The organism is Selenomonas ruminantium subsp. ruminantium ATCC 12561 (assembly GCF_000424065.1).
Lineage (GTDB): Bacteria > Bacillota > Negativicutes > Selenomonadales > Selenomonadaceae > Selenomonas_A > Selenomonas_A ruminantium.
The window spans coordinates 49,293-64,563 of the sequence record NZ_AUJE01000016.1 but is presented as its reverse complement, the minus strand read 5'-3'; the positions used below and the strand labels follow the sequence as shown (position 1 = coordinate 64,563).

General features: G+C 42.4%; 9 protein-coding genes. All 9 read left to right on the top strand.

What is annotated here, in order from left to right:
• Positions 1–18 precede the first annotated feature (18 nt).
• Positions 19–1,134: a tetratricopeptide repeat-containing glycosyltransferase family 2 protein gene (locus tag G598_RS18585; RefSeq protein WP_157833294.1), complete on the top strand. Its 1,116-nt coding sequence runs from the start codon at positions 19–21 to the stop codon at positions 1,132–1,134.
• 24 nt (positions 1,135–1,158) lie between these two features.
• On the top strand, positions 1,159–2,019 hold the full coding sequence (locus G598_RS18580) for a CDC27 family protein (RefSeq protein ID WP_026766470.1): 861 nt from the start codon (positions 1,159–1,161) through the stop codon (positions 2,017–2,019).
• 43 nt (positions 2,020–2,062) lie between these two features.
• On the top strand, positions 2,063–6,970 hold the full coding sequence (locus G598_RS18575; protein WP_051180068.1) for an O-linked N-acetylglucosamine transferase, SPINDLY family protein: 4,908 nt from the start codon (positions 2,063–2,065) through the stop codon (positions 6,968–6,970).
• A gap of 12 nt (positions 6,971–6,982) precedes the next feature.
• Complete coding sequence (locus G598_RS0107635) at positions 6,983–8,224, top strand: glycosyltransferase family 9 protein (RefSeq protein ID WP_026766469.1); 1,242 nt, start codon at positions 6,983–6,985, stop codon at positions 8,222–8,224.
• Positions 8,225–8,244: 20 nt separating this feature from the next.
• Positions 8,245–9,159, top strand: a complete 915-nt coding sequence (locus G598_RS17360; RefSeq protein ID WP_026766468.1) for a glycosyltransferase family 2 protein — start codon at positions 8,245–8,247, stop codon at positions 9,157–9,159.
• A 25-nt stretch (positions 9,160–9,184) separates the two neighbouring features.
• The gene (locus G598_RS18570) at positions 9,185–12,073 is read left to right on the top strand and encodes a DUF5672 family protein (protein WP_026766467.1); all 2,889 of its coding nucleotides are present in this window, start codon (positions 9,185–9,187) and stop codon (positions 12,071–12,073) included.
• A gap of 133 nt (positions 12,074–12,206) precedes the next feature.
• Complete coding sequence (locus G598_RS0107620; protein WP_026766466.1) at positions 12,207–13,043, top strand: tetratricopeptide repeat protein; 837 nt, start codon at positions 12,207–12,209, stop codon at positions 13,041–13,043.
• Positions 13,044–13,136: 93 nt separating this feature from the next.
• On the top strand, positions 13,137–14,273 hold the full coding sequence (locus G598_RS0107615; RefSeq protein WP_336433146.1) for a DegT/DnrJ/EryC1/StrS family aminotransferase: 1,137 nt from the start codon (positions 13,137–13,139) through the stop codon (positions 14,271–14,273).
• 2 nt (positions 14,274–14,275) lie between these two features.
• Positions 14,276–15,229, top strand: a complete 954-nt coding sequence (locus G598_RS0107610; RefSeq protein ID WP_037363550.1) for a hypothetical protein — start codon at positions 14,276–14,278, stop codon at positions 15,227–15,229.
• The last annotated feature ends 42 nt before the right edge of the window (positions 15,230–15,271 follow it).

Below are 15,271 nucleotides of genomic sequence, written 5' to 3'. Positions count from 1 at the left end.
TATATTTCAGCCCTTTGTATGGTGAAAAATGAAGCAAAGAATTTGCCACGCTGGTTAGCGAATATGAAATATGTCGCGGATGAACTCGTAGTGGTTGACACCGGTTCGGTGGATGAAAGCGTGACGATTGCTCAAAATAGCGGTGCCAGGGTTGTTTCTTATGTATGGCGGGATGATTTTGCAGCTGCCAGAAATTTTGCCTTAAAACAGATAAGGGGAGATGTGGTGATTTTCCTGGATGCAGATGAATATTTTCCGGATTCACTTCTGAAGAAACTGCGGCTGATTATTTCGCAGCTGAACAGCAAACCACAGGTCGCCGGCCTGTGCGCTCCTCGTGTGGATATTGATGTGGAGAGTGAGACGGATCAATTTATTGAGGTCAGTGTGCAGTGCAGGATATTCCGTAGGGGATGTACTTATCAAGGGAGTATTCATGAAACCCTGCAGATTCCGGAGGGGATGGAATTGTTGCAGGATGACCGGCTGCTGTTTTATCATACTGGCTATTCAGCCAGCCTGATCAAGGGGAAGTTGAAACGCAATTTGCAAATGCTCCTGAAAAGGCAGGAACGCTCCGATTATGAAATGCAGCCCATGGATTATCGTTATTTAATGGATTGTTATTATGGCCTGGGGGAATATGAAAAAGCCCTGGCCATGAGTGAAAAATGTCTGCAGTTTTCCGATAAGCTGGCAGGATTGATCAGTTATATCCATAAAATACGCGTCAAGGCTGCCTACTCTGCCGGACTTCCTGCGGAAAAGATAACAGAAATGATTCAGGAGGCCCTGCAGGCAGGAGATCGCGCCTATTTTCTGCAGTTAATGGGTCATTACTTGTGGGAACAGGGGGAACGGCAGAAGGCCCTCAGCTATGTAGAAGCTGGGTTGGAAGCAACGGAGAACATGTCGCCGGTAAGTCCGGTGTATGAACTTTTGCCGTACAGTCTGATGATGCAGGGAGAAAGCATGGTGGAAAGGGGCGAGGTCCAAGCTGGTTTGAAGGTACTGACTAAAGCTGTCCAAGAGTTCCCTCATGTACCCCTTTTGCAAAAATCCTTGCTGCGTGCTCAGACATACTGTTTGGAGCAGGAAAAAAATATTCTGTCACGAAATAACAATAATGAATAATTATGGACAACGGGAGGTATTGCCATGGGGAAGAATAGTAAAAAAATGAATAAAAAGAAAAATCAGCAAAAAAGCAAGCTGGAAAATCAGCAGATACAAGAATTGAAAGCTCAACTGACTCAGCAGATGGACGATATGCAATATGCAGATGCATTAAGCACGTTAGCGGAACTGATTGAAAAACAGTGCTATGATCCGGAGGTGATTTTTCAGGGGGCACAGGCGTACTTCCTGATTGGCGATTATGAACGGGGAATCGCATGGATCGATAATACCCTGCACTTTGCACCGGAACATATAGGAGCACGTCTGCTGCTGGCAAAAATATGCCTGTTAGAAGAACGTATAGATGATGCGATGGCGTTATATACATTTGTCCTGCAAAATTATCCGCAGCGGTTGACAGATGCAGAGCGGGAGGACATAAAAGAAGGGGCGGATTACACCTGGCGTACAGATAGGGAATGGCTAGTGGAAAATTACCCGCTGGTAGCAGAATTGTGGAACGAAAAAGAGCCGCAGCCGGTGCCCATAAACGATAGCAATCTAAAGCCTATGGAAGATAAGGCAGAAACAGTGGAACAAGGCAATAATGACACTGCTGCTGCAGAAGATATTATAAAACAAGTGTTTGCTAAGGATGCTTCGTTGACTGAAAAAGTCAAACTGTTAAATAAATTTGCTGGCGGTTATTTTATCGCAAGGGATTTTGCTAATGCACAATTGCTGCTGGAAAAGGCATTGGAAATTGACAGCTATTATACGAAAACCTTAGCCAATCTGGCGGTTCTGTCAAAGGTGCAGGGAGATGTGGACAAAGCTTTAGCTTATGCGGCTGAAATGCCGGAAGTTGATTTTGTGCTTTTGCAAGCACTGGTTGAATAACTGATCGTATTAGAAATGGGGCAATGAGATAGGAGGGGATGTAATGCAGCAAAATAGGAATGAATGTCGCAGCTTAGAAAAAAAGCTGGCGGCTTATAAAGCAGTAAATGATATGCCGGCAGCTGCTGTCATTGCCAAACAGATTGCCGAATTACTTCCCCGCAACCGCAGCTTATGGGAAACAATCACAGCGGTATTTATTGATGGCGGCCAGGTTGAGGAGGCTGGTAAGGCTTTGGCTTTTATGGAGAAACACTTCAAGCCGCAGCCCTATTGGCATGTTTTCCGTGCTCAACTGGCCTATCTGCAAAAGGATTATAAGCAGGTGTTAACCAGTGGTCAGGCAGGACTGGCGGCTCCATTGCCATCCTGGCAAAAAGCACTGCTATATAACGTGTTGGCGATTGTAGAGGCCGAACTGGGAAATGCTGATAAGGCCGCCGCCTATGAACTGGCTTCGAGCAGATTGCCGGATAATCCCGGGGCCTTGCTGGAATACAGTACCATGCTGTTTTACCTGCATTATCTGGAAATGCCACAGACAGAAATGTTTCAGGCCATCAAGAGGTATAATGATTTACTGGCGGATATTAAACCTTACGTTTATAAGCAGCCGTATAGCCATAAAAAAATACGGGTTGGATATGTATCGGCAGATTTCTGTTATTCAGTAGTAGCTGTTTTTACCTATGTTATGCTGACAGCTTATGATAAAGCCCGCTTTGAGGTATATGCCTATGCTAAAACAGCAGAGGATGATATCAGCCGTACGCTGGCCGAGAATGTGACTGTCTGGCGTAATATCTGCTCACTATCGGCACAGGAAGCTGCTGCTTTGATTCATCATGATGAGATTGATATACTCTTTGAACCATCCGGTCATACGGCCAATAATTGTTTGGAGATTCTGGCCTATAAGCCAGCGCCGATACAAATATGCGGTGTGGGTTGGTTTGACAGCACAGGAATGGAGGCCGTGGATTATTTTTTGACGGATATACATGTTGATCCGCCTGGTGAAAATGACGAATACTTCACAGAAAAATTATTGCGTTTGCCTCATACGCATTTATGTTGCTTTTGGATAAATAAATCGCCGAAAGTTTCACCGCTGCCGTTTTTAGCAAATGGTTATATAACCTTGGGGACGCTGAATAAATTTGCCAAGATTACGGACAAGATGCTGAGGGCTTGGGCGGCTGTTATGCAGCTGCTGCCTGATGCCAGATTGTTTCTCAAAGGAAAGACGTTTGATTCGTCTTTAGGGCGGGAAACGGCACAAAAACGTATGGAAGCGGCAGGAATTGACATAAGAAGGGTGCATTGGGAGGGGCATAGCAAAGACTATCTTTCTGCTTATGAAAAGATTGATATTGCCCTGGATACGTTTCCGTACCCCGGCGGCACAACTACCTGTGATGCACTGTTTGCCGGCGTACCGGTAGTAACTTTGGTCGGACAAACACATAACAGCCGTTTTGGCTATTCCATAATGAAGAATATGCAGCTGGAGGAATTATGTGCTTATACTTATGCCGAATACATCGATATTTGTGTAAGGTTAGCAACAGATACGCAGCGTTTGCAACATTATCGTGGTACGCTGCAGAGACGTATGCAGATGTCGCCTCTGATGGATGGCAGTTCGTATATGAAGGAATTGGAACTTCTTTACGAAAATTTGGCAATCCCAAATAAGAATACAGAAATTAGCAAAATAGCACAATATGAGAGCAGAGGATTAGGAATGCTAGAGACAATGGCACCCATTATTCAGAAACTGGAGGCATATAAAAAAATACATGCCTGGGCGGAATTGATTGCCTGCGGAGAAAAGGCTCTTCAAGATTCATACAAGGCAAATATCCGGACACAGATATATGGCTGTCTGGGAGAGGCCTATCTTTCCCTAGACAAAAAAAAGTATGCGGCTGCAGCGCAGAATTATTTGCAGCAGGCGGTAAAAGATAAGCAGATTCCTTACCGCTTGCAATATCTGTGCTTTCTCAGTGAGGCGGCAGACAGCAGCTGGGATTTTGTCCAGCGTTATCGTGCCAGCCGGGAAGCTGTGGATATGCTCAAGGGGAACAGGGAAGAACTGCCTGATTTTTGGCTGCTGAATATGCATAATTCGCTGGCGCATGCTGCTGTAGATTTAGGGATTTATGATGAAGCGGAACAGGAATATCTGGCTGCATTAGCTTGTGTGACCGACATAGACAAAAAGCTGAACACCTATAGTGCCTATTTGCTGATTTGCCATTACAAGCCTTATACCACAGCAGAGATATGGCAGAGACAGCAAGTATATGCGCAGATGATAGCGGAAAATATCACGCCTTTGCCTGCATTGCCGCCCCGAAAGCCTCAGGGGAAAATACGGGTAGGCTATTTGTCTCCGGATTTTCGGCGTCATGCGATGTTTCCAATCTATTATGGTTTCTTTGCCTGTTATGACAAGGAACGTTTTACGGTCATTGCCTATCAGCTGAACAGTGATAGCGATGGACATACGGACATGATTCGTTCTTTGGCGGATGAATATTACGATATCCATGACTTATCCAGGCAGGAAGCGGCCCGGAAGATAAGGGCAGATGCCATTGATATTCTGGTGGATTTGGCTAGTCATTCCAGCAATACAGGTCTGCCCATTTTAGCTTATCGGCCGGCCAGAGTACAGATTTCTGGTTTGGGAAGCCTGTGTACAGCGGGAATTTCGGCGGTGGATTATTATATTACGGATGAAATTGTGGATCCGCTAGGTCTGCATGACCGTTATTTTGTGGAAAAGCCATTATATATGCCGGCACAGTTTTCCTATGCCGGAGCAGACGATTTGCCGGCTTCGGCCGGTACGCCCGGCAAGGAAAAAGGGTACATCCAGTTTGCGGTGGTACAAAATTATCGCAAACTGAATGATGAGATGCTGCTGGCATGGAAAGAGATACTGAAACAGGTTCCCAACGCAAGACTCATGTTGAAAAGTGTTTCTTTTTACAGCAAAAGCCTGCTGGAAGAAGCAAAAAACAGGCTTAAGACACTGGGATTTCCTTTGGAGCGGGTAGATTGGGAAGGGGCTACGCATGATTATATGGAGCGGTATCTGAACTTCGATATCGTTTTAGACACCTATCCCTATACCGGCGGCAGTACAACGCTGGATGCGCTTTATATGGGATGCCCGGTGGTGAGTCTTTATGGAGAACGGCGCAATACTCGTTTCGGATATAGTATTTTACATAGTGCAGGTTTAGCGGAATTGGCTGTGGACAGCATAGAAGCCTATATCAACCGCGCAGTAGTACTGGCTCATGATGTTGAATTATTGGACATATTACATAAAAATCTGCGCCAGATGATGTGGCAAAGTGATGCCTTATCGCCGGCCAAATACGTTCAGCGCATGGAACAAGCCTATGAGAAAATGCTGGAGAATCGTCCCGTGGATAAAATCCACCTAGCTGCGAAGGCATCCTCACAGCAGATAAAACAATTGCTTTATCTAAGTGAACGGGCTGGACGGCTGGGAGATTTTGTCTTACGCTATCAGGCAGCACATGAAGCAGTCAATTTGTTGGAACAAGGCACGGAGAATATGGACGCTGCATTGCAATGGCAGGTGCATATCGCCTGTGCTGATAGTGCTGCTTCTATGTGCTATCTTAAGGAATGCGAGCAGGAGTATCTTAAGGCTAGTCGTTGTGATGTGGGACTGGCAGAGCAGCTGGATACAATCAGTTCGTATTTGTTGGCGAGTCACTATTTACCTTACAGCTCTGCTGAAATCTGGCAGCGGCAGCAGTATTATGTGCAGCAGATTGGGAAGATAAAGCCATTGGCATCAACTGTGTCAAAAAAAATGCGAAGAACTAAGCTGCGGATTGGCTATCTGTCTCCGGATTTTCGTCGTCATGCCATGTTTCCCATTTATTACGGTCTTTTCGCCTGCTATGAGCGGGAGCAGTTTACTGTGGTCGGGTTTCAGTTGAATGAAAAAAGTGATGGTTACACGGAATCATTAAAAGAACGAGCTGGTGAATGGCATATCTTGTCGGGCTTGCCGCTGGAAGAAGCGGCACAGAAGATCAGAGCGGCCAATATTGATATTCTGGTAGATCTGGCTAGTCATTCTTGTGGCAGCGGCCTGCCTATCCTAGCTTATCGGCCTGCAGAAATACAAATTTCCGGACTTGGCAGCCTTTGCACGGCAGGATTCAAGGCAGTGGACTTTTATCTGACGGACAGAATTGTAGACCCCCCCGGCATGCATGATGAATATTTTGTAGAGAAACCGCTATATATGCCCGCACAGTTTTCTTATGTGGGACGGAATGATGTACCGGAATCATTAGGAACGCCTGCTATAAATAAAGGCTATATACAGTTGGCCTCTTTTCAGGAATACCGCAAGCTGAATGATGATATTCTACAGTTGTGGCGTATAATTTTAGAAAAACTGCCTCAGGCTAGGCTGCTCCTCAAAAGTATCCCGTTTGAAAGCTCCTCCTTGCGCAAGGCTGCTGCCCAAAGGTTGAAAAAGATGGGATTTCCCATGGAAAGGGTGGTGCTGGAAGCCGGGGACGAGCATTATATGGAGCGGTATTTGGATGTAGATATTATATTGGATACCTATCCTTATACCGGGGGGAGTACGACCTTAGATGCACTTTACATGGGGTGTCCGGTAGTGTCACTATATGGAGAGCGGCGCAATACGCGCTTCGGTTATAGTATATTGAGCAGTTTAGGACTGGAAGAACTGGCAGCTTCTGACAAGGAAAGCTATATAGAACGTGTCATTTCCTTGGCTGGCAATATTGAATTATTGAATTTATTGCATAAAAATTTGCGGCAGATGATGAAAAAAAGCGATGCATTATCGCCGGTGAAATATACTCGCTGCCTGGAGGCGTATTATCAGGAATTAGCAGAAGGACATACGCAATAATGAGGTGGAAAAATGGAAGCCGTTCTAAGAAAATTTGCCCGCAAAGTTATACTTAGTCAGCGTTTCTCGCCACATGACATGTATGCAAATTTAGAGGAAAAGTTTCAGGCTTATGGTTATCGGGAAGCGCCTCATGATATAGAGAAAATACTGATTATCAGTCTGAATGCTATTGGCGATAATGTGCTTTATTCGGCCTTTGTGCGGGAATTGAGAAAAAATTATCCCCGAAGCTATATTGCCATGCTGGCAACGCCGTTGGTATATCCGCTGCTGGAGAATTGTCCTTATGTAAATAAGATTTGGAAGCTTGAGTATGCACCGCATGAATCGGTAACGGACTATTTCCCACGCTTTGTAGAATTTGCTTGTCAGCATCTTTTGCCACAGAGTTTTAATCTAAGTCTCTGTGTACAATGGAGTGACGATAAGCGTCCCATGAATTTGCTGGCCTACTTGTCAGGTGCACGACAGCGTGTTGGCATCAGCGATAAATCGATAATGGCTTATAATGAAAATTTTCGTCTGATTGACCAATGGGAATTTCTGTTGACCCAGCCGGTTATGACACCGACAGAACTTACACACGAGGCAGAGCGGGCTTTGTATGTATTGAAAGCTATGGGAAAAAATATTACGGATACAGAAACGGAATTGTGGTTGGATAATACAGATTATTACAACGCAGCAAAGCTTACAGGCGGTTTATCATCGTATATTGTTTTAGGAATCGGCGCTGGAGCTGCTAATCGGAAATATCCATTAGATAAATGGCTGTTGGCTATGAGGGAAATATATGATCGTTATCAGCTGCCCTTTGTAATCTGCGGCGGTCCGGGCGAAAAGGAAGATGGAGATTTTTTGACCGCACAGATGCCAGAGGGAAGTTTGTTCAATTTAGCGGGAAAAACTTCCTTGCGGGAAACCGCCGCCCTGATTGCAGGAGCTTACTGCTATATGGGCAATGTTACCGGGGTTATGCATATGGCGGCAGCGGCACATACACCACTGATTACACTGTTTCGTGAAGCGCAGATGCGGGCAGAGGCGCCTGCAGGCGTATTCAGCGAGAGTACCCGTTTTGCTCCCTGGCAGGCCAAAGCAGTGGTCCTGCAGCCGGACAAGGCGCAGGGGGACTGCCTGCATACGGTTGCCTATGGCGGATGCAAAGAAGACTATCCCCATTGCATTGCGCAGATTGACCCGCAGGAGATTGTGCAGGCTTTTGCCTACGCAGCAAAACATTTTCATTGATTATTTCAGGAGTGGATCTTATGGTGCGGATATCGGCCTGCTATATTGTAAAAAATGAAGAACAAAATCTGAGCAAGTCTTTAGCTTCCGTGGCAGATGCAGTAGATGAAATCATTGTGGTGGATACAGGGTCCACGGATAGGACGATGGAAATTGCCAAGAGCTATGGAGCGCGTATCTTCGAGCAGAACTGGCAGGAAAACTTTGCCTTTCACCGCAACTATGCATTAGAGCAGGCTGCGGGAGAATGGATCATATTTTTGGATGCAGATGAATATTTTGTAAATGCCGAAGGTTTGGATGCTTATCTAAACAGGGCAGATGCCTTTCCAACCTGTGAAGGAATGCTTTTGCCCCTCATAAATATCAATCCGGATACAGGAACCGAGCAGGCAGAAATTATCGATAGGGCATTGAGTTTGCGGGTTTGGCGTAATAAGAAAAACTTCCGTTTTATGGGCTGTGTACATGAGATGCTTTACGTTTTTGAAGAAGAGAATACAATACGGCCACTAAAAACGATAACAGCACATGATAAGTTCACGCTTCATCATACGGGGTATCGTCGCAATATCATGCAGGAGAAACATAAGCGGTATCTTGCTATGCTGCATCAGGAAATCGAAAAACATGGGGAACAGCCGCTAAGTGCCAGATATTTGGCAGACTGCTATTTCGGTCTTGAAGATTATGAGCAGGCAGCTTATTACGCCAGCCGTGCGATTCATCGTGAACAGGAATTAGGGATTACTACGGTGGCTGGTTTTTATAAACTGTATCGCTATTGGCTGGAATCAGGCAGGAAACTTAATTATTCCAAGGATGAAATGACAAAGATAGCGCAAAAGGCTCTTATTGAGACAAGTAAGGAAGCAGCCAGCCAGAAAATGCAGGAATTCATCGCATGTTTATTAAATGAGGGCGTGTTGGACTGATTATGCTGGATGAAGGAGTAAAAAAATGCGAATCTCAGCTTGTTACATAGTTAAAGACGAAGAACAAAATCTCGGAAAATCTATTTTGAGCTTGCAAGGGATATATGATGAGTTGATTGTGGTTGATACGGGCTCCACGGATAATACCATAGCCATTGCCCAAAAATATGGAGCCCAAATAGATTATTTCACATGGCAGAATGATTTTTCCTTAGCTAGAAATTTTACGCTCAGTAAGGCAACAGGGGATTGGATAATATTTCTGGATGCTGATGAATATTATGATTGTTCGCTATCCATTCGGGATTATTTACAGGAGGTTGATGCGAAATATCCACAAAAAGATGCGGTGATAGTTCCAAGATATGAGGCTCATCAAATGAAGAATCCGCCGATACATGTGCCACGTATATTTCGCAATCGTCCGGATATATATTATCAAGGAGTGATACATGAACAACTCAAAAAAAAGGATGGGGATATAGATTATATTTTCGCAGAAAATATGATTTTTATCCATACGGGATATCACCCTGACAATATGGAAAGAAAATCTCAGCGGAATCTGCAACTGTTGCTGGCAGATGTAGAACAGAATGGTGAGCGGGATGCTTATTACTACTATATTGCAGAATCCTACTTTGGCCTGCAGGAATATGAAAAGGCTATTGATTATATAAAAAAAGCGATTGCTTCTCCAGTGCGTCATTATCGTGAAGAGGCTAATTATTATCATATTTTATTGGAATCCATGCGGCAACGTAAATATCCGGCTGAGGAAATGACTCTTGTGGCAGAACAGGCAATAAAGAAATTCCCGGATATGCCAGAGTTCTATGGGGAACAGGGGATTATTCTCAGCAGTATGGGCCGCTATGGTGAAGCATACAGAATGCTCTCGCAATGCATCGATAAATATGAATTTACAGAACGGGAAAAAAATGATTATGGATATTTCAATGCAGAAAGCATGGGGATTATCTACGCCCGTTATGCCAGAATAGCTATGATGAAAGGCCGTCAGGATGCAGCAAAAATAGCTGCATGTTATGCAGCCTGTATATCGAAAGAGAAATGGGGAGGGGCGGAAAAAACAGAGATTGCACGTGCAACGGGAATAGCGCCTGATCAGGAAGTGATTATATGCATCCCCGTGTATAAAAAAGAGTTATCTCCATTTGAGAAAGCCTCATTAAAACAATTGAATCATGTTTTGGGCAAATATCCACGTGTATTTGTGGCGCCTGCATCTTTGGAGTTTGATTATCAGGAATATGCAGCAGGGGTTGGGATTGAACGGTTCCCAGATTATTTTTTTAACAATGTTACCAGTTACAGTGCCTTGATGTTGAATGTGGAGTTTTATCAGCGTTTCACTCAATATAAATATCTGTTGATCTATCAGACTGATGCGTTTGTCTTCAGTGATAGATTAAAAGAATTCTGCGCCATGGACTATGATTATATTGGTGCACCGGTATCGCGCTTCAATCCAGTCTGGCATGCGATTGATGCCCAAACGGGTAATGGCGGCTTATCTTTGCGAAAAATAGCTTCTGCAATTCGCATGCTTCGACAGTGGAATGATATCATGAAAGGCAGTCCTTTCGTAAATTTATTCATGCAGTGGGAGGATTTGTTTTGGGGGTATTGCGGTAGGCAGAAAACATTGTTTTTTAAGACGGCTCCGCTAAAAATTGCCGCCGAATTCGCCGTTCAGGCAAATGTTGCCCATGCACATAAGCGAATGCAGCAAGGATGGCGCCCGTTTGGCTGTCATGACTGGTATAATTTGGATTATGATTTTTGGCAAGAGATTATTGAAAGCTATGGTTTTGATTTCAGTAAAATTCCCCATTCTGGCAAGGAAGCATACCCTCGCATGAAACTTTACCTGGCGACAAGGTCAACTGTAAATATGCGTATCCTGTGGGGCGCGTATCGTAATGGGACATTGAATAAAGCATTGTCATTGTTGGATGACTGGTTGTTGCGATACAAGGAGGGCCATTCGGGCTGGTATCATAACATGGAGGAGTTAGTTTGTATGTGGAGGGCTGTAGAATATGAGGACAAATATAACAAATTATGGAAGGAACTCTATTTACGTAAATTATCAATAGGTATTAATAGAGGGATAAATGACAACAATTTTAGTCCCATTCTATGGAATTTGCTGGTTACGTTGATACCTCATTTGTGCAAGTATGATTACGTTGAAATGAAAACATTAATCGCAGAAATAGAATCAGGCTGGTGGAAATTCTGGACGGGGAATTCATGTTATCAGAAATGTATTCCTGAAGCAAATAAGAAGATTATTGCTGTGGTTACAGTGGCTGATGAGAGCGATGTGGTTGAAAGTTTTATTCGTCACACACTTACATTTACGGATGCGATCATTATTGACGAACGCTTTGCAACAGAAAGTGTTCAAAACATCCTGCATAAGTTGGAGAATGAAGGATTGCCTCTAATCCTCCACAAAAAATCATTGAATATCCATGATTTTGATGCAGACGTTGATTATATTTTAAAATTGAAGGCAACAGATTTTATCCTGCCACAGGAATCGATGAATTATGTTCGTCAAATTATAGAGAAGCTTCCGGCTAAACAAACATATGCCATAGCAACAGGTTTATTTGCTCCATATCAACCTTATGCTAATAGAGATAAGTTCATATTGGCACGTCCTTTGGTCAGATTAGATAAAAAGCCTGTGATAACAGAAGCAATAAATATACAAAAGGAAAATGGCGGAGATATTGCTATAGCAGATAAGCTTTATATAGCACGATTTGGACAGATTGATACCAAAGGTCTTGATTATGGCATAATTCCAGCGGATACGGAACTATTAGATATCAGTGCTTATATTGTTAATCAACATTTGCAGTATACTGGTGGATAGTGACACCCATCCATAGCGGATAGAGATAAATACTAAATGGTGGTTGATATAAAACTGCTGTTAATAAGAAGGGGAAGAGAAAATAATGTCGAATTATAGGATATATAAGCTGATTTAACATAAGGAGATAAAAATGGAGATAAGGAGTAATAATATCGAATCTCACAAAAAAAAAGTACAGCAAGAAGGAATGCCTAAAGGAGAGAATTCAATATTAACAATGATTGCTCAATATTTGAAGGATGAAGAGTATAATCTTGTGCTTGAGAAATTGGCTGAATTAATAAATGATGAAGTATATGATGCTGAAGCTATGTATGCTGGCGCGTATAGTTACTTCATGATGGGAGATTACGACAGAGCTGCGGATTGGATTAACAATACATTGACTTATAATCCGCAACATTTAAAAGTACGAATCTTATTGGCACGTTTACTTTTATTAAATGATCGTGTGGATGATGCAATCGCATTATATGAATATGTATTGAAACATGGAGGAAATACTTTAGATAAAGATGTTCTTGAAGAGATAACTTGTGTAGGTGAGGGATATGCTGGTCAGAAAGCTCAGAGTATAGGAGTAGATTATCCTGAGATAGCTAAGCTTATAGGTAATATCGATTGTCCAGACGAAAAAACGATATGCAAGAATACAATTAATGATACAAAGGATACGAAAACAGATGCGATAAATATTTGTCATAAAATTATGATGGAGAAGCAGTCTCTAGAATATAAATTAGTAATGCTTAATAAATTTGCTGGTAGTTTTTATTTGAAAGGTCAGCTGCATGATGCGGAAACTTTGTTGTTGTCTGCATTGGATATAGATAGTGCAGACGAAAAAACGCTGCGTAATATGGTTATGGTACAAATCGGTTTAGGACGTATAGAAAAAGCTGGAAAAATGGCAGCAGAAATGTGTTCTACCGATTTCGTGTTACTTAAAAAGATTCACTCATGTTGACGGCTGGGTATTGTTGTTCAAAATCTGAAAATGAATTAAAATAAGCCGGAATACAATAATATTTATAATCGATTGAGAAAGAAGGCGGGAATATTGTCTAAACAGAAGATTTACGTGACACGTTCGTCAATGCCTGAATTGTCAGAGTACATTGAAGAGATAAAAGACATTTGGGAAACGCATTGGATGACGAATATGGGAGCGAAACATGAAAAGTTTCGTCATCGGCTTCAGGAATACCTGGGCGTAGAACATATGCATTTGATGGTGAATGGGCATATGGCTTTGGAATTAGCATTACAAGCTTTGAAATTAACAGGTGAGGTAATTACAACTCCGTTTACCTTTGCTTCAACAACACATGCCATTGTCCGTAATGGTTTGACACCTGTATTTTGCGACATTCGGCCGGATGATTATACAATAGATACAGAAAAATTGGAGCGGCTAATTACAGATCGAACATCAGCAATAGTACCTGTACATGTATATGGCAATATTTGTCAGGTAGAAGAAATTCAACGTATTGCAGATAAATATGGTCTGGTTGTTTTGTATGATGCTGCACATACTTTTGGAGAGACTTATCGAGGAAATAGCGTAGCTGCATTTGGCGATGTTAGCTGTTACAGTTTTCACGCAACGAAAGTATTCAATTCCATTGAGGGCGGGGCGGTTTGCTATTCTGACCGTTTAAATGAGTTTGGTTTATCTTTATTTCGCTTGAAAAATTTTGGTATTCGCAGCGAAACCGAAGTAGATGGTGTAGGTGCTAATGCTAAGATGAATGAGTTTTGTGCTGCTATGGGAATATGCAACTTGCGGCATATTGATGAAGAAATTGCAAAACGCAAGCGTGTAGTGGATAGATATCGTGAATGTCTGCAGGATATTTCAGGTATAAAACTCCCAGTTGTACAGCCGGATGTGAAATATAACTATGCCTATTTTCCAGTAGTTTTCGACGAGCAAGTTTTAGGTGTGACGAGAAATGAAATTTATATGACACTGGCTGCCCATGAGATATACTCTAGAAAATATTTCTATCCACTGACTAGTCAATTTGAGTGCTATCGTCAACGTTTCACTGAAGGCGATACGCCCGTGGCATTATATTTTTCAAAACGGGTGTTGACATTGCCACTTTATGCAGATTTGGCTTTGGCAGATGTAGATAGAATTTGTGATATCATTAAAAGTAAATTGCAATTAGGTAATAAAGAGGGATGAACATGAAGAAACAGAGCCGCCGACCACGTTTTTTAATCGTATCACCACCACAAAAATGGGGAGGGCCTATTGTTTTGCATCTATTGTGCCGAATGTTAGCTGATTTAGGTTATGATGCCAAGATTTTTTTAACGCGTATAGATGTCAATTATCCTGCCACAAGGCAGGAATGCCTGAAACAATATTTACCGTTTACAAATAAAATACCAAGGCAAAAACTAGATCGTCAAGATGGAGCGGTTAAAGGTTGCGTGTTTACCACATGGCCTTATGTTGATGATGATACTATAGTAGTTTATCCCGAAGTTATTTTTGGTAATCCGTTAGGTGCCAAGCATGTGGTAAGGTGGTTTCTTAGCTTTTATCAATTCAAGGGTGATTATGTAGGTGCGCAGCCATACGATAAAGATGATATGTTTATCTGCTATCGACAAATATTTAATGATTATCAGTTGAATCCAATGGGGCGCGAAGTACAGCTTCATCATTTTAATTATGATCTGTATAAGAGATGGAACTATGGACATCGGGAAGGAAACTGCTATATTGTTCGCAAGGGATGTAGTCGTAAAGATTTACCTTCAACGGTTCCTGGCATAATTCTAGATAACTTATCAGACGAAGAAAAAGTCAAAATAATGAATAAATGCAAATATTGCTATTCATTCGACACGCAGACTTTTTATACAACAATAGCAGCTATTTGTGGCTGTATATCTATAGTAATTCCTGAACCAGGGAAAAAACGTGAAGACTATCTAAGTGAAGGGGAAAAAGGCTGGGGAGTAGCTTATGGAACTACACCTGATGAACTGGAGTTTGCCCGTAATACATATAAGAAATTAGAAGAAAGAATAAAAGGTTTTAATGTGCATAATCAAAATAATGTTCAAAAGTTTTTGAATTATTGTCGTGAATATTTTCAAGGACGAATGGATGCAGGAATTACGTGGTAAATAAAAAATAAGTTTTCATCCAACGCCATGTTAAAACGAGTT

Coding starts and splice junctions, on each gene's coding strand:
- G598_RS18580 (WP_026766470.1), top strand. CDS start 1,159: ATGGGGAAGAATAGTAAAAAAATGAATAAAAAGAAAAATCAGCAAAAA.
- G598_RS17360 (WP_026766468.1), top strand. CDS start 8,245: ATGGTGCGGATATCGGCCTGCTATATTGTAAAAAATGAAGAACAAAAT.
- G598_RS0107610 (WP_037363550.1), top strand. CDS start 14,276: ATGAAGAAACAGAGCCGCCGACCACGTTTTTTAATCGTATCACCACCA.
- G598_RS18575 (WP_051180068.1), top strand. CDS start 2,063: ATGCAGCAAAATAGGAATGAATGTCGCAGCTTAGAAAAAAAGCTGGCG.
- G598_RS0107620 (WP_026766466.1), top strand. CDS start 12,207: ATGGAGATAAGGAGTAATAATATCGAATCTCACAAAAAAAAAGTACAG.
- G598_RS0107635 (WP_026766469.1), top strand. CDS start 6,983: ATGGAAGCCGTTCTAAGAAAATTTGCCCGCAAAGTTATACTTAGTCAG.
- G598_RS18570 (WP_026766467.1), top strand. CDS start 9,185: ATGCGAATCTCAGCTTGTTACATAGTTAAAGACGAAGAACAAAATCTC.
- G598_RS18585 (WP_157833294.1), top strand. CDS start 19: ATGGTGAAAAATGAAGCAAAGAATTTGCCACGCTGGTTAGCGAATATG.